The 22,221-nt window shown below is 60.0% G+C and carries 11 protein-coding genes; 8 read left to right on the top strand and 3 right to left on the bottom strand.

Annotated elements, in window-relative coordinates; genetic code table 11:
* Positions 1-7 precede the first annotated feature (7 nt).
* The gene (locus JIN84_RS18775; protein WP_200352606.1) at positions 8-8,857 is read left to right on the top strand and encodes an InlB B-repeat-containing protein; all 8,850 of its coding nucleotides are present in this window, start codon (positions 8-10) and stop codon (positions 8,855-8,857) included.
* 490 nt (positions 8,858-9,347) lie between these two features.
* A complete protein-coding gene (locus JIN84_RS18770; protein ID WP_200352605.1) occupies positions 9,348-10,640 on the top strand; it encodes a PQQ-dependent sugar dehydrogenase in 1,293 nt (430 codons plus the stop codon).
* A 19-nt stretch (positions 10,641-10,659) separates the two neighbouring features.
* Here the strand turns inward: JIN84_RS18770 and JIN84_RS18765 are convergent, their stop codons facing one another.
* The 3 genes from JIN84_RS18765 to JIN84_RS18755 form a co-directional block, all read right to left on the bottom strand.
* Positions 10,660-11,196 carry a hypothetical protein gene (locus JIN84_RS18765; protein WP_200352604.1) on the bottom strand — a complete coding sequence of 179 codons (537 nt, stop codon included), beginning with the start codon at positions 11,194-11,196 and terminating at the stop codon, positions 10,660-10,662.
* A gap of 92 nt (positions 11,197-11,288) precedes the next feature.
* The gene (locus JIN84_RS18760; protein WP_234043565.1) at positions 11,289-12,728 is read right to left on the bottom strand and encodes a DUF1501 domain-containing protein; all 1,440 of its coding nucleotides are present in this window, start codon (positions 12,726-12,728) and stop codon (positions 11,289-11,291) included.
* Positions 12,729-12,761: 33 nt separating this feature from the next.
* Positions 12,762-15,980: a DUF1553 domain-containing protein gene (locus JIN84_RS18755; protein WP_200352602.1), complete on the bottom strand. Its 3,219-nt coding sequence runs from the start codon at positions 15,978-15,980 to the stop codon at positions 12,762-12,764.
* A 296-nt stretch (positions 15,981-16,276) separates the two neighbouring features.
* Between JIN84_RS18755 and glmM the strand changes: the two genes are divergently transcribed.
* The 6 genes from glmM to glmS all read left to right on the top strand — a co-directional run bounded on the left by glmM (position 16,277) and on the right by glmS (position 22,117).
* Positions 16,277-17,635, top strand: a complete 1,359-nt coding sequence (gene glmM, locus JIN84_RS18750; RefSeq protein WP_200352601.1) for a phosphoglucosamine mutase — start codon at positions 16,277-16,279, stop codon at positions 17,633-17,635.
* 165 nt (positions 17,636-17,800) lie between these two features.
* Positions 17,801-18,640 carry a hypothetical protein gene (locus tag JIN84_RS18745; RefSeq protein WP_200352600.1) on the top strand — a complete coding sequence of 280 codons (840 nt, stop codon included), beginning with the start codon at positions 17,801-17,803 and terminating at the stop codon, positions 18,638-18,640.
* 10 nt (positions 18,641-18,650) lie between these two features.
* On the top strand, positions 18,651-19,055 hold the full coding sequence (locus tag JIN84_RS18740; protein ID WP_200352599.1) for a hypothetical protein: 405 nt from the start codon (positions 18,651-18,653) through the stop codon (positions 19,053-19,055).
* A gap of 13 nt (positions 19,056-19,068) precedes the next feature.
* Positions 19,069-19,656: a YdcF family protein gene (locus tag JIN84_RS18735; protein WP_200352598.1), complete on the top strand. Its 588-nt coding sequence runs from the start codon at positions 19,069-19,071 to the stop codon at positions 19,654-19,656.
* Between the two features lie 50 nt (positions 19,657-19,706).
* On the top strand, positions 19,707-20,240 hold the full coding sequence (locus JIN84_RS18730; RefSeq protein WP_200352597.1) for a GNAT family N-acetyltransferase: 534 nt from the start codon (positions 19,707-19,709) through the stop codon (positions 20,238-20,240).
* Positions 20,241-20,275: 35 nt separating this feature from the next.
* Positions 20,276-22,117 carry a glutamine--fructose-6-phosphate transaminase (isomerizing) gene (glmS, locus tag JIN84_RS18725; protein WP_200352596.1) on the top strand — a complete coding sequence of 614 codons (1,842 nt, stop codon included), beginning with the start codon at positions 20,276-20,278 and terminating at the stop codon, positions 22,115-22,117.
* Positions 22,118-22,221 lie beyond the last annotated feature (104 nt).

Genomic DNA, 22,221 nt, shown 5'->3' with positions numbered 1-22,221 from the left:
ATATTCCATGATCCACCGCAGTTTCGCCGGCATCGCGCCGATTCTCCGTCTGTCGTTGTTCCTCATCTGCCCGGCCACTCTTCAAGCGGCCAGTGATGTCACCATTTCCTCCGTCGCGACCATCGGCGGTTCGTTCACGGGGAGCAACCCGAAGATCTTCACTCCGGCGTCCGCGACATCGAATGTCCAGGTTTCATCGATCCAGTCGGAATTGAACGCCGGCGTCGGGATAACCATCAATACGGCCAGTGGATTTTCATCTCCGGGAGACCTGATTCTAAGTTCCAATCTGAGCAAATCAGGAGGCGCTTCCAGCCCGTTGATTTTCACCGCTTCCCGTGACATTTCGCTGACTTCCACCATTTCCGCAACCGGCGGTCCCTTGCCGCTGGTTCTCAATGCCGGGCGCAACATCAGCGGCAACCAGAACATCGGCACCAACGGCGGCAACGTCACCTTGGGTCCGGCGGGTGAATACTCCACGAGCGGATCGATCAACGCGGGGGCGGGGACGATTCTCCTCCAAACAGGCACGCTTCGTTCTTCCAGCAGTGTCACCCTCACCAGTTCGGCCGGTATTGTTATCGCCGCACCGGCGTCGCTCCGGATCCAAGGAACCATCGCGGGCAACCTCGATGTCGCGGGAACCATCTCCGCTGCGGCTCCAGGTACCGCAGGGGCCTTGCAGGTCAACGGCGCGCTGACGTTGCAGCCAAGTGCGACGACCGTGGTGGATGTCACTGGCACGGGTGCGAATTGTGACAAGATCACCGCCACGGGAGCGGTCAATATCGCCGGGAATCTCCAACTGGAGCTGACAAGTTCCTTCCATGAAACCATCGCGGGCACCTCGGTCTTCACCATCCTGCAAGGGGGAAGCATCTCGGGAACTTTCACCGGCCATGGCAATGGATCCCGCTACGTGCTCGCGAACGACCGGGGCTCTTTCCGGGTGAATTACACCGCCACCAGTGTTACCCTTGATGACTGGCAACCCGCCGTCGTGACCCTGGCGTGGGATCCGGGTACCGCTGAAGCCGGGACCGCGATTTTCTCCAACACGAACACCCGTGCGGGGCGTCATTATTTCAAAGTCACGACCCAGGCCTCCGACACCGGCGGTTGGCGGACTCGTTTGAAAGTCACCAGCGGGGAAGCAGCGCTTTACCTCATCAAGGGCTCTCTGGCCACGACCTCGGCCACCTTGCATTCCGCACAAGCGGGTTCGGATGGGATCGTGCTGCGCGACGACCAGTTCGCCGCCAACGAGGAGTGGAGCCTGCTGGTGTTTGCCGAAGAGGGCGCGCAGTGGAGCATCGTCAGCGGAAAACCCTACGTGCAGGACCTCGGGCCTCTTCCTTTTTCCGACACGAACGCGAACGGGCAGTATGACATCGGTGAAACAGTTTCTCCACAAAGCTTTCCAGCGACGCCGATGCCTCCCGAAGGAATCCGTTTTTTCAAATCCAGCGTGCCCGTCGGAACTCCCGCATGGAGTCTTTGGATGGGTGGCAGCAGCCGCGAAATCGCCTTGCGCTCCAACAAGCTTCCCTTCCACAACGCCTCGTCCAACCATACCCGCAAGCAATCCTCCCAGATGTTGTTGGTGCCGCCGGTGCTTTCCCCGGGAAGCTGGTTTGGTAGTGTGGTCGCCCCGATGGGGGAGATGATCGGTCTGGAGTCATCCATCCAGGCGGTGGGAGATCTCCCTTACAATGGCACGGTCAACAACGTCTCCGTGACAGGTGCTCCCTATCGTGTCTACCGCGTGCAGGTTCCCGTGAATCAAATCGCTTGGGATATCAATGCCACCCCTATCACGGGCAATCCGAACATCGCGGTGCGGAAGGGAAATGTCCCGGCTGAATTTGACAACGAGGCATTCTCGGCCGCTCCCGGAAATGCCACCGAAGGCATCACGCTGGTTCCAAACTACCTGACGGACGGAACTTGGTATATCACCGTATGGGGAGACGCTCCCTATGGTTTCAACCTGAAGAATGGCGATCCGGTCATCACGCCACTGTCGTTCACAGATACCAAGGTGAATGACCAGCCGGCGAGAGCGGGCTGGCGGTTTTATGCCCTGACAGACATACCTTCGCAGGTTGGCGCGCTTGGATGGGAACTTCAACTCGGCAATCAGGTCGCGGGCACCCAGATCGCCCTGCGCCGCAACAAGGTTCCCAGCCGGTGGCAGAAGCGGGACGCTGGTTCCACCACCGTGACCGATACCGAAACCACCTATACCGATGATTCCAGCACCAACGGATTTCTTCAACGCGTGAACCATCAGGCCGACGTGTGGTATGTCGGCGTGTTCACGCCACAACAGCCTTTGGGATCGTTCACGCTCGACGTGCATCCCATCGCACCTCCGGTGATCAGTCCGCAAAGCGCCACGGCTGTGAACAACATCGAAGCCTTGAAATGGCGCTATTTCCGGATGGATATTCCCGCCGGAACGCAGGGGTGGGACCTGCGTTTGGTCGGCACGAGTGGTGGAAACTGCTCATTGGTGGTCCGCCGCGACCTGCTTCCCTTCAATCTTGGCACGAACAACGGCGGCAGCAGTGGATGGACCCCATCTGGCGAGACCACCTGGCCCACCGGATATCAATGGGCGGGCGGCAGCGACTGGACCGGCCGCCTCTATGACAGCCCGACAACTCCACGACGCGACATGAACGACCGGATCATCGCGGCCGCCGGCCGTCCGCTTGTCGCCGGGACCTATTATATCGGCATCTATAACGACGGTTCCGATCCAATCACCGGCCTATCCCGGCAAACGGCGTCACTGACCTTGGAGAGCCGTCGCATTGGCAACGGAGGGACCATTCCCATCACGGATCTCCCGTTCACCGCCGGGACCACGGCCGCGATTTCCAATCTCGCCCCGCGGGAGGCCGCCTACTACAGGATCACCATTCCCCCTAACACACCAAGCTGGGAATTCACGCTGTCACAGGCCATCGGCGAATCCCTGCTTGTCGTACGCCGGGACGCGGTTCCGGATCTTACCGCTGCCTACAATGGGAACGTGCAAGAGACCGCGGCCGGATATTCCTACCAGGTGAAACAGCAACGTCCGGGTGGAGAGCGTTACCTGCTGCTCCCCGAAAACAACCAGAATTTCATCAAAGCCGGGGATTACTATCTCGCCGTGGTCGGAGAGGGACTCAATCCGGTTGGCACCAGTGTCATCGGCACGGGTAACAGCAGCGCGACTTTCACGAACCTGGGACCACTTTCCTTACAAGATCTGGGAACCGCGAATGCCGCCGGTGTGGTCCAGCCGCTGGGTCTCGTTGGAGCGCAGGTCAAGGCCTACCAGTTCACCGTGCCCGTTGGGACCGCCAGTCTGGAGGTCCGTCTCGACAACCGCTCGGGCAATCCCCAGATGGCGCTCATCTCCGGAAGCCGTATTCCGCAAGCGGATTCCCCGGCCTATGACTACGGAATCGGAGGCGGTCAATCCACGGCTCCGGCGGGATCGATCGCACGGGTTGCCGATGATGATCTCATCACCGTTCCCAATCCTCCGGCGGGAGTCTACACAATCGCCGTCCGGGCCGACGATATCTCCGGCAGCTACCCGGACGCCGCCGCGGACCTGGTCGTTGTGGCGAACGCACCCGTCCCACTGACTTTCAATGGCGGCGTCGCCACCGTGGCGAATCAGGCCGCCACCGCGTGGCGGTATTTCCAAGTCACCGTGCCGGAGGGCATCATGGGTTGGGACATCCGCGTGACCAACATCACCAGCGGCAATCCCCAGATGGTGATCCGTCGTGATCAACTGCCTTTCAATACCTCCACCAACAACGGAGGCAGCAGCGGATGGAGCCCGTCATCCGAAACCATCTGGCCGTCCGGCTATCAATGGGCGGCGGGTGTTGATTGGACAGGGCGCTCTTACGATTCTCCCACCAACCCGAGGCGGTCCGTGGGCGATCGTCTGGTGGCTGCCGCCAACCGCCCGCTGGTTCCCGGGACCTACATCGTCGGCATCTACAACCAAGGGTTGGATCCAATCACCAATATTGCCAATACTCCCGCTTCCTACGGCATCGAAAGCCGTGGCATCGGCGCGGGGCAGGGGATCACCATCAGTGAAATGCCATTCACACCGAATTCCACCGTCACGGTGGCAAATCTTCCGGCCCGCGAGGCCGCTTACTATAAAGTCACCATTCCGCCCAACACGCCGAGGTGGGACTTCACACTCGCATCCACGGCTGGCGAAACCATGCTGGCGATGCGCCGCACCGCGATTCCCGATTTCGCCACGAGCAGTTCGGGAAACATCCAGGATGCCCTCAACGGCCGCGAGATGGAACTCCAGCGGACCGGTCTCGAACGTTACTCGGTGTTCCCGGAGAACAACCAGGACTTCATCGTCGCGGGTGACTATTATTTCGCGGTGATCAGCGAGGGCAACAATCCGTCCTCGGGTGTCGTCGGCACCGGAACCAGCGGCGCTGTATTCACGAATCTCGGTTCGCCGCAACCCGTGGATCTCGGCACGGTGACAACCACAGGCATCCAACAAGCTGTCGCCCTGGCAGGAGCCCAGGTGAAAACCTACCGGTTCACGGTCCCTGCGGGAACGGCGTCCATGGAAGTCCGCATGGACAACCGCACCGGCAATCCGCTGATGGCTTTCATGTCCGGGACGAGACCTCCACAGCCAGATTCTTCCGCCTACCTCTACGGCACCGGCGGCGGACAGACATCGACCCTTCCCGGTGGCCTGGCGAGGGAAACGGGCACCAGCCTTGTGAATGTGGTGAGTCCTCCGGCGGGAATCTACACGCTGACGGTAAGGGCGATGGAAACAAGCGGCACCTGGCCGGATGCGATCGCGGATCTGGTGATCACCGCCCGCAGGCCGGAGGATCTTCCGGACGGTGGTGGAAGTTTCCCCGTGACAAACCAAGCGGCGACCGCGTGGAAATATTTCAAGGTCACGATCCCTCCGGGCATCGCCGGTTGGGATCTCCGTCTCAAGGACATCACCGGCGGTGATCCCACCCTGGTGGTGCGCCGGGATCAGCTGCCCGTAAACACGGGCACCAACAACGGAGGCAGTTCCGGTTGGACACCTTCCTCAACAAGCGTCTGGCCGACCGGTTATCAATGGGCGGCCGGCAAGGACTGGACAGGCCGCAGTTATGATTCACCAAGTGGCAGCCGCCGCATCGCGAACAAACGTCTGGTGGCGGCCATGGGACGCCCTCTGGAAGCGGGCACCTACTACATCGCGGTTTACAACGGCGGTTCGGATCCCGTGACAGGACTTGCCGGGCAGCCATGTTCCTATACGCTCGAAAGCCGCTTCATCGGCGACGGGCGGGCAATCCCCGTCGGGACTCTGGGCTTCACCAGCGGCAGCAGCGCCAACGTGAACAATCTGGCTCCCCGCGAAGCGGCGTATTACAAGGTGACCGTGCCGGAAAACACGCCGAGTTGGGAATTCACCCTCGCACCGACCACGGGCGAGATGATGCTTGCCGCGCGCCAGGGATTCATTCCCGACTTCTCCGTCTCCACCACCGGTGATCTCCAGGATGAATACAACCGGGAAGTGAAAGTGCAGAAGGCCGGTTCCGAGCGTTACCTGCTGCTTCCGCCGAACAACCAGAGTTCTGTCATCGCCGGTGACTATTACATCGCCGCGGTTTCCGAAGGGGTGAACCCACCCTCCGATGTCATCGGGACCGCAACGAGCAGCGGAATCCTGACCAGCCACGGTCCGACTCCCGTCACCAATCTGGGAAGCGCGAGTCTGACGCCGATCAACCAGGCTGTCAGCCTTGCCGGAAGCCAGGTGAAAGCCTATCAGTTCACGGTTCCGGAAGGCGTTGTGAGCCTTGAGTTGCAATTGAACAACCGCACGGGCAACCCGCAGATGGCGCTGATCTCGGGAAACCGGTTGCCATTCCCGGACAGCTCTTCAAACGAGTTCGGCACGGGAGGAGGGCAATCGAGCACGCCTGCCGGCGGAATCGCGCGTGTCGCCGCCGCTTCACTGATCACCATTCCGAATCCTCCGGCCGGGACATATAGCCTCACGATCCGGGCGGACGATCTTTCGAGTGCCTACCCGGATGCCACCGGGGACCTGGTCATTGTCGCCAAGCCACGTGGTGTGCTGAACTTCGCGGCCAGCCTGAACGGCAACGGCCTCTCCCACACCGACACCAGACAACTCGCGGACGGGCAGAAGCAGTTCTACGAAGTTCAGGTTCCTTCCTCCCTATCGGGACAGGAGGTGCTCGGCTGGCTCGTCAAAGTCAACCACGCCCAGGGTGATACCAGCCTGCGGATTTACAAGCAGTGGGGTAGCCCGGCCAACGGGGTGTCCATCGGCGGCAACACCGGATTGATCGTTCCGCCTTTCCTCACTTTCAACCAGACCTGGTTCATCGAAGTCACCGCGACAGGTCTGACCCAATACACCATCACGAGCCAGCCGGTCACGATCGAGCGGCCCGCATGGCAGATGCCCGCGGGACATAACTTCACCTTCGGTGACAGCGGGAATGACGCTTCCGGAAATCCCCTTCCGGGCGACCGTGGCGTGGACATCGCCCAGGACGACTGGCATGTTTATGCCATGGATGTCCCTGCGGGGAACTCGGGTCTCCTCCGCACGGAACTGAAGGCGATCAGCGGCAATCCGGATCTCTACATCCGCGAGGATGGCGTTCCAACGACGGATCACGACAGCAATGGCGGCGAGTCCGGCGGCGACTCCCTGGTACATCGCAAAATGGAAGACAGCGGTTCCGAATATGGAAACTGGGTGCCGATCTCCGGGAAAACCGAACAGCGGTTGAAATCCGGCCGATGGTATCTGGGAGTGAAGGCAAAAGGCGGCAGCAACGCACGTTACCGCCTGATGGTCTCCACCGGGCAAGTCACCGATCTGGACCTCTCGAACGCGGGCATCAACAACCAGACCCTCATCGGTCGTGACTGGCGCTATTACCGCTTCACCGTTCCCATCGATGCTCCGGCGACTTGGAACCTGGGCTTCACCCAGCAGGTGGGGGACGTGGTCATGTGGATCCGCGATACCATCCCGCCGGGCCAGAACAGCAGTTCCACCAATGCCAGCACGTCCATTCAATCCTGGTCATCCGATGCCAAGAACCAAGGACCCTATGAGAGCGCCGGACAGGATTCCGCCGGTGTCTATCAGTTCAATACCCCTCCATTGCGGCCCGGGCACACCTACTATGCCGGCTTCAGGGCGAACACGGATGCCACCTTCGGATTGAGCAGTTCCACCACCGGAGCCGCCCCCGTGGCCACCCCGGTGGCATTTTACGGCGGCGTCATCGACATCAGCATACCGGCGGGCGGCAGCGTGTTTTATAAGATCTCCGCACCCGCCGAGGCCACACGCCTGAAGTGGACCTCCACACACGCTTCAACGGTTCAAATCCGCGTCGAACAAGGCACGTTGCCGGCGGCTACGGGAAACCAACACAGTGTGAGCAGCGTCGCCAACTCTTCGCTTAACAGGGCTCTCACCACCACGGACTGGCCGTGGCAACCCGGGCAGACCTACTACCTTCGCATCGTGAACTCGGGAACTTCCTCCACGCCGGTGCTCGTCAACATCTCCGGTCAGAATTCCGGCACCGAGGATGAAGACAATGACGGTCTGTTGGATTCATGGGAGATGACCTTTTTCAACTCACTGAAGTGGACGGCTGCAAATGATCCCGATCTTGATGGCGTGACCAACGCCGTGGAGCATGCCGACGGAACCAATCCGAACGACATCACCTCAGCGAAGTATTTTCTCACGGTGAACGCGAACTTCGGTTCCGTTTCCCGGTCCCCTGATCTGCCGAAATATGATCGCGGTACCGTGGTGACGCTGACGCCTTCTCCGAACCCCGGCCTGATCTTCACGGGTTGGACGGGGTCGGTCACCGGCACGACGGATCCCCTGGTCCTGACGATGATCGCGAATGGAAGCCTGACAGCGAACTTCGGCACCAGCCTGCCCGTCGCTCTCGATACCGGCCTGTCCTTCACCACGGGCGGCGATGGCATCTGGACCGGACAAGTCGTTACCACCCGCGATGGCACGGATGCGGCGCAAAGCGCGCCGATCACCCATAGCCAGGAGAGCTGGATGCAGGCGACCGTCAGCGGTCCCGGAACCCTCCAGTTCTGGTGGAAAGTCTCCTCATCTTCCAGCGACTATCTGGAGTTTTACATCGACGGAGTTCTCCAGAGCGGACGCATCAGCGGCAACGTCGACTGGGTATCCAAGTCCTATAACATCACATCCGGCACCCGCGTGCTCCGCTGGCGCTACGTCAAGGACTCCAGTGGCAGCAACGGATCGGACGCTGCTTGGGTGGATCAGTTGACTTGGACCGCCGCGGGCGGCTACAACGCCTGGCTTGCCGGATACTTCAATCCGCAGGAGATTGGAAATCCGCTCATCGCCGCGCCTTCCGCCGACCCGGATCGCGACGGTCTTTCGAATCTCGTCGAATACGCATTCGGAGGGAATCCCGAGGCCAACGACCTGACACTTGGCAACATCGTTCCGGACACGGTGAAGGTTTCCGGGATGGATCGGCTGAGGCTCCGTTTCACCCTGCCTGAAAACCCACCGGCCGATGTCACTTATTGGATCGAGGTATCCAGCGATGCGATCAACTGGTCGGAAGTTGCAAAACGGACTCCGTCGGTGGATTGGTCAGGAAATGCGACGGTGACAACCGGTGCGCCAGCGAGTGGCCGCCGACCGATCACCATCATTGATGCCGGCACTTCGCCTTCTTCCCGGAAGCTTGGAAGGCTTAAGGTCACACTACAGTGAAATACGACGCCAGCCGTGGGATTTCGGGTGCCACGGCAGGTGAAGAACGCGCCGAAGCGAGCAGGCCAACCTGTCTGACTCGCTCCTGCATCTGACTTTCTTTAAAAGTCAAGAATAGGCGGAATTTGCGGAATAATTGGAAAATAATCGCTTAACATCAATATGTTGATGTCAGGATTGTCAGTTTGAAAATTCATGTGTCGGCGGTTCGAATTCCGTCTCGGACCACCTTTTCAAAGTTCCAAGAGGTGTGCGTTTTGAGGCTGAACAAAAGAGAGTTCACGCCAACGGTTGGTGAGGAGGCGATCTTTGGAATCCGGGGTGGGTTGAGTATTTGACCTTTGAAAAGGTTCATCCGCAATTGGAAGGATTTGAGGGATCGGTCTTGTGTTTGGCTCGAGTAACAGGTGGGACAGACTTCCGCCGCCAAAACGGCGCGAGCCATTTTTTCCTTGGTGGCACCCGGTTTGCTTGGCTAACAGTCCCGCCGATGCCAGAACCCTTAAAGATTTTATTGACCCTTGCGATGGTGGCGTGCCTTCCAACTGTTTCCCGGGCGGATCTCCAGTTGAAAATCACTCCGGCTTATCCGGCGCTGTCATTTGATGACAATGCGACGGCGCTGGCGATCACTCCGGGGAAAAATCCACGTGCCGTCGTCGCGTTCCAACGCGGCCAGATCCGCGTGCTGCCTGAGGACAAGGACTCGGCGGATGCGCCGTTGTTTCTCGATCTGCGGGAAAAGATGCGCGAGGAAACCGGATTTGAAGAAGGGCTGCACGGGCTCGCGTTCCATCCGTCATTTGCGACCGAGAGACGGGTTTTTGTCTGCTATTCCCAGAGGGATCCGAGGCGGACGGTGTTGAGCGAGTTCAAGGTTCCTGCGGAGGGTCCCCTCCGGGCGGATCCCGCTTCCGAACAGGTCCTGCTGGATCTCCCGCATCCGATCGGCAACCACTGGGGTGGTGGCATCGCCTTTGGTCCGGACGGTTACCTCTACATCAGCATCGGAGACGGCGGCGTCCGTGACGATCCTTACCGGCTGGGCCAGAACCTGTGGACCCTGCATGGAAAAATCCTGCGGATCGACATCAACGGCAGGACCAGTTTCCAGCCCTACAAGATTCCGCCCGACAATCCTTTCGTCGATAAACAGGAGATCCGCGACGAGATCTGGGCCACGGGTTTCCGCAATCCTTGGGGCATGTCCTTCGACAAGGTCACGGGCACGTTGTGGTGTGGCGATGTGGGGCAGGATGCCTGGGAAGAGGTCAATCTGGTGAAGGCGGGAGGGAACTACGGCTGGAGCGAGCGGGAGGGCCCGGCACGTTTTGAAGCCCGGGCTAACGCACCGCAGGAAAACACGACATTCATCGACCCGATCCACAGCTACGCGCATTCCGAGGGAATCAGCGTCACCGGAGGTTTTGTTTATCGGGGGAAACGGTTCCGGGGATTGAAAGGGAGTTATTTGTTCGGCGATTGGGGGACCGGCATCATCTGGTCCCTGTCTTGGAATCCGAAGGATGGCACGGCCATCGGCACCAAACCGGTTTATACCACCACTCCGGACGGCATTCGCTTCAATCCGACCGTGATCGCGGCGGACGCGGCGGGAGAGCCGTTGTTTTTCTCACACAGTCCGTCGATCATTTACACCTTGGCGGACTCCCTGCTCGCGGATGCTGAAATTTCCGAAGACGCCCAGGTCGAAGAGCCTCCTACTCCGGAAGATGCGACCGAACTGCCGGGTGACCCGGAAACCACCGAAGGCGAGTCATGATCCGCCCGATGGCAGGGCCTCAGTGTTTCCAATATCGCAGCAAGGGACCATCCGCGCCATAGACGGGGTCGAGTTCCGGAGCCGCAACTCCGGCGATGCGTTGCCGGGCGATGGAGATGTCTCCCTCACCGGCGGCGATGAGATCCGGTTCACGACCTCCCGGATAGGCTCCCACCACTTGGAAATCATCCGAAGAATCAAGACGTTTGTGTCCCACTCCGGCGGGAATGATGATGACATCCCCGACATCCACCCGGAATTCTTCTCCGGATTTTCCACCCAACACCAGCCTCGCGAAACCTCGTGACACACCGAGAACCTCATGGTTCGTCGAGTGATGGTGATGGTATGGATACACCGTCCATCGCCAGGGTGAACCCCAGTCATGGGTGACGAACCGCCGTTGGAACCAGGACGCCGGATCCTGATGACCCTTCGCACCGGTTCCGCGAAAGATCACGACTGGAAGGGCCGGATTGTTCGGTGTCGAACCATCGTCCCCGAAGAGGCGTGTTATCACTTCGGATGGCATCTGGGCGGATGGCGGGGTTTCCATGTTGGAAGAGGGCGTGTCCGGATTCATTTGTCAAACAACCGCGCGATTTCCGGGGTGGGCGGCATGGAGGATTGACCGGCGATGGCACCGGCTCATGCGAAAATCCCTTTCACCACCCGCGCGGGTTCCACTCCGGTGAGGCGTTGGTCGAGGCCTTGGAACTTGAACGAAAGCCGTTCATGCTGGAGTCCGAGGGAGTGGAGGATCGTGGCGTGGAGGTCCCGGATATGGACCGGATCCTTGACGATGTTGTAGGACATCTCGTCGGTCTCACCGTAAACCTGGCCGCCCTTGATGCCTCCCCCCGCCATCCATATGGAAAAGCACCGCGGATGATGGTCCCGGCCATAGTCGGTTTCGGTGAGATTTCCCTGGCTGTAAATGGTGCGGCCGAACTCGCCGCCCCAGATGACGAGCGTGTCCTCCAGCATCCCGCGTTGTTTCAAATCCTGGATGAGGCCGTAGCAGCCTTGGTCCACATCCTTGCACTGGGAGGCGAGGTCGCGGGGAAGGTTGCCATGCTGGTCCCAGCCGCGGTGGAAGATCTGGACGAATCTCACCCCGCGCTCCATCAACCGGCGGGCCATGATGGCGGAGTTCGCGAAGGTGCCGCGGGTTCTGCTGTCGTCGCCATAGAGACGATGGATGTTGTCCGATTCCCCCGAAAGATCGGTGAGTTCCGGGACCGATGACTGCATGCGGAAGGCCATTTCATACTGCTGCATGCGGTTCTCGATTTCGGGATCCCCGATGGCGGAGAAGGAACGGCGGTTGAGTTCGTTCAGTCCATCCAGCATGCCCCGGCGGGTTTCCCGGGAGACTCCGGGCGTGTTGTCGAGAAACAACACGGGATCGCCAAGCGAGCGGAGGGCGACGCCCGCGAATTTTCCCGGCAGGTAGCCGGAACCCCAGAGGCGGGAGGAAATCGCCTGCACGTTCGAGTAAGGCGAACTGTGGGTGGCATGGAGCACCACGAATGAAGGCAGCTCCTCATTCATCGAGCCGAGGCCGTAGGAAAGCCACGAGCCGATGGACGCCTTTCCCGCCTGCATCGAGCCGGTGCAGATGAGCTGGTTCGCCGGCTCGTGGTTGATGGCGTCCGTGTGCATCGACTTGATGACGCAGATGTCGTCCGCCATTTTCGCGGTCCAGGGCAGGAGTTCGCTGATCCATGTGCCGGACTGGCCGTGTTGGTTGAACTTGAACATCGTCGGGGCCAGGGGAAATGTCGCCTGGCCGGAGGTCATGCCGGTGAGGCGCTGGCCCTGGGCCTTGAGGTAGCCGTTCAGGTCTTCCTTGAACCGCTTGCGCAGATCGGGTTTGTAGTCGAAGAGGTCGAGCTGCGAGGGAGCGCCGATCAGGGAAATATAGATCACCCGTTTCGCCTTTGGTGCGATCTGCGGTAACATTTGATCCATGCCTGCGATGCTCCCTGCGGCGGACATGCCGTGCTGGCCGAGCAGTGTGGCGAGCGCCGCCATGCCAAGACCTGTTCCGGATTTGCGGAAGAACTGCCGGCGGCTGTAAGCCATGTTATGGAATTCCAACGGATTCATGGGCGGAGATCAGCGGGTGATGGTTTCATCCAGATTGAGGATCTGGCTGGTGAGCAGGGTCCAGGCGGCGAGTTCCGGCACGTCCGCATCCGGACGGGGTGGAGTCGCGCCCGTGGTGATGAGCTTGGAGGCATCCTGGGGATTCTCCCGGTAAGTGGAGAGGGCGGCGGCGAGGGATTTTTCGAGAATCTCCCGTTCGGCCGCGTCAAAGGTTCTGCCGGTCAACCGGGTGGTGATGTGGTCGAGACGGGTGTTGAATTCATCCGCCGCGGCGAGTGCGTGGGAGGCAAGTTCGCGGGACGCCTCGACGAATTGCGGATCATTTAAAAGAACGAGCGCCTGGAGTGGTGTGTTGGTGAGATCCCGCTGGACGCAGAATGTTTCGCGGGTGGGGGCGTTGAAGATTTCCATGCTGGGCGGTGCGGCCGTTCGTTTCCACAAGGTATAGAGGGAACGCCGGTAAAGTGCCTCCCCCGTGTCCTGGCGGTAGTTTCTGGTATTCGACTCCTTCATGGCGACAGCTTCCCAAATACCTTCCGGCTGATAAGGCTTCACCGAAGGGCCTCCGACCCTGTTCGCGAGCAACGAGGCGGAGGAGAGCGCCAGATCGCGGATCACCTCGGCGTCCAACCGGTGACGGGGGCCACGTGCGAGCAGACGGTTCGCCGGGTCCTTTTCCAGTTTCTCCGGACTGACGTTGGCGGATTGCCTGTAGGTGGCCGAGGTGACGATGAGTTTGAGCATGTGACGGTAATCCCACCCGGAGTCGATGAATTCGGCGGCCAGCCAGTCCAGCAGTTCCGGATGACTGGGCCGGGCTCCCATGATCCCGAAGTCCGAGTTCGTTTCGACGATGCCGGTTCCGAAGAAATAATACCACGTGCGGTTCATGGTGACGCGTGCGGGCAGGGGATTCGCCGGATCGTTCAGCCAGCGGGCGAGGCCGAGCCGGTTTTTCGGAGCATCCGCAGCCATCGGGGGCAGCACGGCAGGGGTGGCGGGTGTCACTTTTTCGCCCTTGTCCGCGTAACCGCCACGAGTGAGGACATGGGCGAATGGTTCGTCCTTTTTCTCCTCCATCACCAGGCTGACGGAGGCTCGCTGCCGGAGAATGCCTTGTTCGGACTTCAATCCTTCAAGGCGGGCGCGCAGCTCACGGGTGGGGGCATCGATGTGGGTGAGGAAATACTTCATGGCGACCTCCATTTGCTCCTTGGTGCGCTTGTCCTCCGGAAGGGAAGCGACACGCTGGAACCGGCTGTTTTCCGCCAATTCGCGGATCTCCGCCGGAGTGAGCAACCGCCGGTAGAAGCGGAAATCCTGAAGCGCGACCTGATCGGAGAGTTTCGAGTCGCCACCTTCCCGCGACCCGAGGCGCAACGGCACCTTGGTCTCGATATTGCCTCCGATGGTGCCGGGAGACGTTTTGCCCCCGACGTCCTTTCCGTCCACGTAGATCGCGCTGGCCTGGGTGCCGGAGAGGGTCCCGTCGAAGGTGATCATGACGTGATGCCACTCGCCCGGCCTGATCTTCTCCGGGGCGACGATCTTGTTCGCCGACTTGTCCCAGGAATCGATGACATGGGCCGCCGGTTTTCCGCCTTCAAGATACAGGTCCCATCCGCGGAACGATTCCGACGGATTCATGCGGGCCACGACAGCCCCTGTTGGAGTTCCCCTGATGCGGAGGAAGCCGCCATACGTCACGCGATCACCCCGGGAAAAATTTCCGAAATCTCCCAGCTCCACAGGTGACTCGCTGACGACGGGGGCCTTGCCGAACAGGGCCTCGGTCCGCGCGATTGCGACCGGCCATTCCCTTGGCTTGCCATCGACGAGTCCACGCAGCGGTCCTTCAGATTCATCGAGAGGGAGGTGGAGTGACAGCATGGGGTCCGGCTCACCCGGGGTTACGGGCGGAAAGGATTTCAGCCAGGATTGGAACTCGGGGGCGGCCGATTCCGCACGGGCGGCGAGCTGTTTCCCAGTCTCGGAGATATCGATGGCGAGCGTTTCCCAACGAGCGCGGTCCTCCATGGCCGGAACGATCACATTGGGTGGGTGGTCCTCCTTGTTTCCATCCAGCGCGGACATCGGGGTATTCCGGAAAAAGGAGGTAAGCGAATAAAATTCCTTGGTGGAAACGGGGTCGAACTTGTGGTCGTGACAGGCCGCGCAACCGGTGGTCAGACCGAGCCAGATGGCGGAGACCGTCTCCACACGATCCTTGGCATAAACGGCATCATATTCTTCCGGTATCGCCCCTCCTTCACCGGTGGTGGCGACGCAACGGGAAAAGCCCGTGGCCACGAGCTGGTCCAATGTGCGGTTTGGCAACATGTCTCCGGCGATTTGCTCGGTGGTGAACCGGTCCCACGGCATGTTCGCCTGGAACGCCCGGATGACCCAGTCGCGGTACGGCCAGATCGAACGATAATTGTCGATGTGGATGCCGTGGGTGTCCGCATAGCGCGCCGCGTCCAACCAATGACGGGTGGAGTTTTCCGCGCATGCGGTGGTGGAAAGCAGTTCATCCGCCGCCGCACCGACCGCCGACCCGGGATCCCCAGCGAAGGATTTTCTGAACGCATCAATTTGCCCGGGAGACGGAGGCAGGCCGGTGAGATCAAGATGAAGGCGGCGGTAGAAGCGTCCCGCGTCTTCGGGAGGATTCGGCGTGAGTCCCGACTTCCTAAGCTTTTCCGCGACGAAATGGTCGATGGGATTTGCCGACCGGTTGTTTCCCACGGCCGGAACATCAGGTCTCCTCACCGGTGAAAACGACCAGTGGGATTCATATTCCGCACCCTGTTCGATCCATCGCTCGATCACGGCGATGTCCTCCGGTTTCATCGCCTTGTGGCTTTCCGGTGGCGGCATGATGGAGTCCGGGTTCTTGTCATGGAGCCTCCTGACGAGTTCGGATTCTCCGGGCCTGCCCTTGAGGATCACCGGAACGCCGCCTTCTCTTGGCAAAAAAGCGTCCTCCCCCCGGTCCAGGCGCAGCGGTTCCTTCTTTGGCTCGCGGGTTCCCGAATCCGGTCCATGACAATGGTAGCAGTATTCGGAGAGAATCGGCTGGACATGCTGGTTGAAGGAAACTTTTCCGACCCCGGCATCTGTCTGGGAATCAGGGGATTCCCCGGCCCTGCCCGAATCATAGACGGCGAATGTTCCGGCGGCCAGCAACGGGATGATGCGGGCGGCATATCTGAAATAGGGCTTCATGAATGGATCGAGGATGAACACCCGCGCTACCGGGAAGCGGCGATGCCGCCGGGGTGTGGTCGGAAGGTGGGATCGTTTGCTGGCGGGTGTGGGCATGTGATCATTTAGCACCTGCTAACCAGCTTCAGGGAAAAGCAGGATCGCCGGACAGTTACTAGCGAATGGGAGGCGGGATTTCAATTTCCGGCTTATTTCCTTTTCAACCTGCCCTCCGCCGGTTCGTGCCGGGGATTCCCGGGTCGATTTTTATTTTGTAACTTCGAAGCATTCCGAACATTCTCCGTTTTTTCCACAACGTGAAACAGTCCTCTAAACTCTTTGGTACCGACGGCATCCGTGGCCGTGTTAACGAATTTCCAATCACCGCCGAGGTCGCGCTGCGCATGGGCAAGGCGGTGGCGAACGTGCTCCGCTCGTCAGGGCGCAGCAGGAACCGGGTCCTCATCGGCAAGGACACCCGGATTTCCGGTTACATGTTGGAAACCGCGATCACCAGCGGCCTTGTATCGATGGGGATGGACGTCTATCTCGTGGGACCGCTCCCGACTCCCGCTGTCGCGCATCTGACGAAATCCATGGGGGCCGCCGCCGGGATCATGATCACTGCCTCGCACAATCCCTATGAGGACAACGGCATGAAAATCTTCGGGCCGGACGGCTACAAGCTTTCCGATGATCTGGAGAGCCTTATCGAAGGCCACATCCTCGGTGACGTGCCGGAGTCCGCGCCGCTGCCTCCCGCGAACATCGGCAAGGCCCACCGCATTGATGACGCGCGTGGCCGCTACATCGAATTCGCGAAGAACACCGCCGACAATCTCTCGCTGCACGGGATGAAGATCGTCATCGACTGCGGTCACGGCGCCGCCTACTTCATCGCTCCTCTCATTTTCAAGGAACTCGGTGCCGAGGTCATCGTCATGGCGAACCAGCCCGATGGCATCAACATCAACGATGGCTGTGGCGCGCTTCACCCGGAGGCCGCCGGCGAACTTGTCCGCAAGCACAACGCCGACCTCGGCATCTCATTCGACGGCGACGCCGACCGTGTCATTTTCACGGATGCCAACGGCCAGGTCGTCAGTGGCGACCGCATTCTAGGTCTTTGCGCCGTCAGTTTGAAAGAACACGGCAAACTCAAGCACGACACGCTCGTCGCCACCGTGATGAGCAACCTCGGCCTCATCGAAGCCATGAAAAAGAACGGCATCCACGTCGAGACCGCCGCCGTCGGCGACCGCAACGTCATCGAGTGCATGAGGAAGAATGGTTATAACTTCGGTGGAGAGAATTCCGGCCACCTCATCTTCGGAGATCACGTCACCACCGGTGACGGCATCCTCAGCGCGCTCCAGGTCCTGCGCATGATGATCGAACGCAAGGCCACGCTGGCCCAGCTCGCGGCCATCATGCACGAGTATCCCACCCAGCTTGCGAACCTGCCGGTGCCGGCCAAGCCGCCGCTCGAGACATTGCCCAAACTCCAGGAACTCATGTCGCAGGCCACCGCGGCGTTTGGCGAGAGCGGCCGCCACCTCATCCGTTATTCCGGCACCGAGAACAAGATCCGCGTCCTCGTCGAACATCGCGAACTTTCCGAAGTGCGGGCGTGGACCGACAGGTTCACCGCCGCCATCCGCGAGGAAATCGGTTGAACGGGTGGAGGAAGAGAAGGGGAGCCACGGAATACCGGGAACACACGGAAGTGGAAGAACGGCATCAAAATTTCCGAAATGTGATTGCCCTGAACTCTTGGTTTCCGTGTATTCGGTATATTCCGTGGTTCCTGTTTCCGAGCCGTTCCTGAAGTCCTTTTTTCCATGTACTCCGATCCCTCCGACTGTGCCCCGCTTTCCCTCACCCGGCAGATCTCCGAGTTTCCCATAGGAAACATTCCGTTGAGCGAACATCATCGCCGCGTGGTTGCTGATGCACCGGTCGGCGTGCATCCATCCGCATGGATCGAGCCTTCCGAACTCGCGGAGTTTCTTTCTTCAGGCAAAGCCTCTCTGGTGGATGTCTCCGGCCAGCCTCTCGCGTGGAAGGGAAGCGAACCCGGCACGGATGAGACCTTCGCCGCGACAACATCGTTCCTGATCCGTTTCCCATGGGATGTGCTGCGTGCGAACGAACTGTTCGTTTCGGCGCTTACGGGGAGTTCCGTCCACGGTGATATCCACCCGTCAGCGGTCATCGAGGGAAACATCCACCTCGGAGTCGGAACCCGCATCCTGCCCGGTGTTTTCATCGAAGGAAACGTCGTCATCGGCGACAACTGCAAGATAGGTCCGAACTGCTACATCCGTGGAAACACCAGCATCGGCGACAAATGCCACATCGGCCAGTCCGTCGAGATCAAGAACTGCCTGATCCTCTCCCATACCAACGTCGGCCATCTCTCCTACATCGGCGACTCGGTGCTGGGAGAAAAGGTCAACCTGGGTGCCGGCACCACCACCTCCAACCTGCGCCACGACGGGAAAAATCATCGCTCGACCGTCGATGGAGAGCTCATCGATACCGGCCGCCGCAAGTTCGGTGCGATCATCGGTGACGGCGTCCACACCGGCATCAATACCTCCATCTACCCCGGCAGAAAATTCTGGCCCTACACCACGACGAGGCCGGGAGAGATCGTGCAGCGTGACATTTCCCAATAAACAAACCCCCATGAAACCCATCCGATCGTTCGTCCTCCTGATATCCTGCGTCTTCGCGTCTTGTGTCCCCGCACCGTTTCCCAGCGATGGGCAGAAGGCGGATCTCGTCTCGGGTTCCTCTCACCTGGCACAGAAAAGGGCGGCTTGGTTGAAAGAGGCTCCGCGCAAGAATACGGAGATGGACGTGCCCCGGAAGGAACTTCCGAAAGGGTTGAAAGACATGGGCTTCGCCGAAGCCACCGTATCCGAAAATTATGTGATTCTTCCGAAGGAGGGTAATCTCAGGGAAGGTGTGCTGGTGTTCACCGGACAAGTTGCTCCGATTCCCTACCTTCGGGATCTGGGCGTGGAGGTTTCCGATACCGCTTACCCGGAAATCAAGACGCTGAAGATGAGGTCGAGAACGGCCCGCTAGGCAACCGACCGTCATGCGGCATCGTTTCAGAAAGATCGCTGTATTCGCATTCCTCGCCGGTCTTGTCTGGTTGCTGGCATCGGGTTGCATGATCTGGCGCTTTGGTGCCGTCGACCATGCGGTGAAGTCCGACTGCATCATCGTGCTCGGAGCGGCGGTCCAAGGCGGGGTTCCCTCACCGGTTTTTGAAGAACGCATCCGCCACGCCATCGGACTCCGCCGTGCCGGGCATGCATCCAAACTGCTTTTCACAGGAGGTTTCGGTGACGGTCGGAAACATTCGGAAGGTGCTGTCGGAAGGATGTTCGCGATCGGTCAAGGCGTCCCAACCGGTGACATCCTCATCGAAGAACGGTCCCACACCACCCGGCAGAACCTGTCGGAAGCGAAAGCCTTGATGGATAGTCATGCCCTCAAGACCGCGATCATCGTCAGCGACCCTCTTCACATGAAAAGGGCCCTGACGATGGCGGATGGGTTGGGACTCGAAGCCGTTTCATCACCCACTCCCACGACCCGTTACCGATCCTTGCGGGCGAGGCTTGGCTTTCTGGTCCGCGAGATTTACTTCTTCCATCATTACCTGATCACAGGTAACTGAGGCGCGGGATTGTGGCCAACGACCACCGGAAGTCCACACAACGACAAGGAATGAAAGCAACCATCCGGAGATTGAATGTCGGTGAAGCAGATCTCTACCGGCGGGTCCGGCTGGAGTCGTTGAGGGAATCCCCGGAGGCATTCGCCTCGCTATACGCAGATGCCTTTCTTCGCACGGAGGAAAGCTGGTCGTTGCAGGCGGACGCCTCGGCGGAGGGAGGAGACCGGGCGACTTTTGTCATTCTGGCGGATGAACCGATCGGTGTGGCGGCCCTCTATCGGGATGATACGCGTCCCGAAGATGGGGAACTGATGCAGGTGTGGATTGCGCCAGGGCATCGTGGGGGCGATCTCGCCATCGGGTTGATGGACACTGTTTTCCACTGGGCCTCCTTGAACGGATTCCAGACCATCCGCGCCGAAGTAACTCATTCGAACGGAAGGGCGCTGCGATTTTATGAAAAATACGGCTTTGAACGGGGAAATGAGGGAAACACAGCGATTGACCGGAACCCAATTTTGATAAAGAGGGTTGAGCGCCCGCGAATAGCCCCTAAAATCACGCCAGCGCCAGCCTCTTCCTGAAAAAGCAATCTTTCAACCAGCAAACTTTCAATTACATGTGCGGAATCGTCGGATACATCGGAAAAGCGGACGCTGCCACCGTCCTGATCAACGGCTTGCGCCGTTTGGAATACCGTGGCTATGACTCGGCCGGTCTCGCCATTCTGGATAACGACCGCGTCCTCGTTTCAAAGTCGCCCGGCAAAGTCGCCAAGCTCAACGACCGGGCGCATGCGGACTGGTCTCCCGAATTGTTCAGCAGGGCATCCACCGGCATCGCGCACACCCGCTGGGCGACCCACGGACCGCCAACAGAAGTCAACGCGCACCCGCACCTCGACCAGTCCGAGGACATCGCCCTGGTTCACAACGGCATCATCGAGAACTACCGGTCCCTCCGCGCACGGCTCGAAGGGAAGGGCCATCACTTCTACTCCGAGACCGATACGGAAGTGCTCGCGCACCTGATCGGGGATTGTGACAAGGGTGATCTTTTCCAAGCCGTTTGCGACGCGCTGCACCAGGTGAACGGCACCTTCGGCATCGCCGTGCTTTCCGCACAGGAACCGGGAAAAATCATCACGGCCCGGCGTGGCAGCCCCATCGTCATCGGAGTGGGGGATGGAGAGACGATCATCGCGTCCGACGCATCCGCCATCGTCGCCCACACGCAGCGGGTCATTTATCTGGATGACAACGACATCGCCATCGTCACCGCGGATTCCGTGGATATCCGGGACCTGAACAACGTGCCTGTCACCCGCGAGATCGCGGAGCTTGGGCTCGATACTGCTGCGGCGGAAAAAGGCGGCTATGAACACTTCATGCTCAAGGAGATCCATGAACAACCGGATTCGCTGGCGAATGCCATCCGGGGCCGTTTGGATTTCGATCTCGGTTCGGCCGTTCTCTCCGGCATGGGCACCTCACCGAGGGAACTGGCGGAAATTTCACGGGTAGTGCTCATCGGTTGCGGCACGTCGCTCCATGCGGGGCTCGTGGGCGAATATGCCTTCGAGGACCTCGCCGACATCCATGCCGAAGTGCAGCAGGCGGCGGAATTCAGGTACCGGAATCCCATCATCGCCAACCGCGACCTCGTCGTCGCGATCTCCCAATCCGGGGAAACGGCGGATACCCTGGCCGCGGTTCGCGAAGCCATCCAGAAGGGTGCGTTCGTGATGAGTCTCTGCAATGTGGTCGGTTCCACCATCGCCCGCGAAACAGGCAGGGGAGTCTATCTCCACGCGGGACCCGAGATTTCCGTTGCCTCGACCAAGGCCTTCACCTGTCAGGTCGCGGTGCTCCTGATGATGGCGCTCAAGCTCGGGCGGGGCCGCCGCTTCTCGCGGGAGGACGGCTACAAGCTCGCCCGCGAGATCGAGTCCATTCCCGAACTTGTCGCAAGGGTGATCACACAGGACGCCCGAATCGCCCGAATCGCCGAAGACTACGCGAAAAACGAACACGCGTTCTTCATCGGCCGCGGACCGATGTATCCCGTGGCTCTTGAAGGCGCGCTCAAGCTCAAGGAAATCTCCTACATCCACGCGGAAGGCTATCACGCGGCGGAACTCAAGCACGGACCCATCGCGCTCCTGGAACAGGGCACGCCGATCATCGCCCTCGCGGTGGACATTCCGGGCAAGGACAAGACTCTTGGCAATGTCGAGGAATGCCGTGCCCGGGGTGCCCGCATCCTCGGAATCGTCACCGAAGGAGACCATGAGACCGCCGAGTGCATGGATGACTACATCACCATCCCGCGTTGTCATCCGCTTGTCGCCACCATCCCGGCCGTGGTCGCGTTGCAGCTTTTCTCATACCACGTCGCGCGCATCCGTGGCTGCGAAATTGATCAGCCTCGCAATCTGGCGAAGAGTGTGACCGTGGAGTGATGGTCCACGACGTCATGTCGGGTCCCGCTTCCGGCAATCCAGCATCAAGGATGTTGGATTGCCATCGATCGACAGAGATCCCGGAGTCAGCGTTCCTAAGCTGA

The organism is Luteolibacter yonseiensis (assembly GCF_016595465.1).
GTDB classification, from domain to species: Bacteria; Verrucomicrobiota; Verrucomicrobiia; order Verrucomicrobiales; family Akkermansiaceae; genus Luteolibacter; species Luteolibacter yonseiensis.
The sequence above is the reverse complement of the archived record's forward strand: the minus strand, read 5'-3'. Positions and strand labels throughout refer to the sequence as shown.

Excerpts from the sequence above, each read along its gene's own strand:
- JIN84_RS18775 (WP_200352606.1), top strand. The coding sequence starts at position 8 with ATGATCCACCGCAGTTTCGCCGGCATCGCGCCGATTCTCCGTCTGTCG.
- JIN84_RS18770 (WP_200352605.1), top strand. The coding sequence starts at position 9,348 with ATGCCAGAACCCTTAAAGATTTTATTGACCCTTGCGATGGTGGCGTGC.
- JIN84_RS18765 (WP_200352604.1), bottom strand. The coding sequence starts at position 11,196 with ATGGAAACCCCGCCATCCGCCCAGATGCCATCCGAAGTGATAACACGC.
- JIN84_RS18760 (WP_234043565.1), bottom strand. The coding sequence starts at position 12,728 with ATGGCTTACAGCCGCCGGCAGTTCTTCCGCAAATCCGGAACAGGTCTT.
- JIN84_RS18755 (WP_200352602.1), bottom strand. The coding sequence starts at position 15,980 with ATGAAGCCCTATTTCAGATATGCCGCCCGCATCATCCCGTTGCTGGCC.
- JIN84_RS18745 (WP_200352600.1), top strand. The coding sequence starts at position 17,801 with ATGTACTCCGATCCCTCCGACTGTGCCCCGCTTTCCCTCACCCGGCAG.
- JIN84_RS18740 (WP_200352599.1), top strand. The coding sequence starts at position 18,651 with ATGAAACCCATCCGATCGTTCGTCCTCCTGATATCCTGCGTCTTCGCG.
- JIN84_RS18735 (WP_200352598.1), top strand. The coding sequence starts at position 19,069 with ATGCGGCATCGTTTCAGAAAGATCGCTGTATTCGCATTCCTCGCCGGT.
- JIN84_RS18730 (WP_200352597.1), top strand. The coding sequence starts at position 19,707 with ATGAAAGCAACCATCCGGAGATTGAATGTCGGTGAAGCAGATCTCTAC.
- glmS (WP_200352596.1), top strand. The coding sequence starts at position 20,276 with ATGTGCGGAATCGTCGGATACATCGGAAAAGCGGACGCTGCCACCGTC.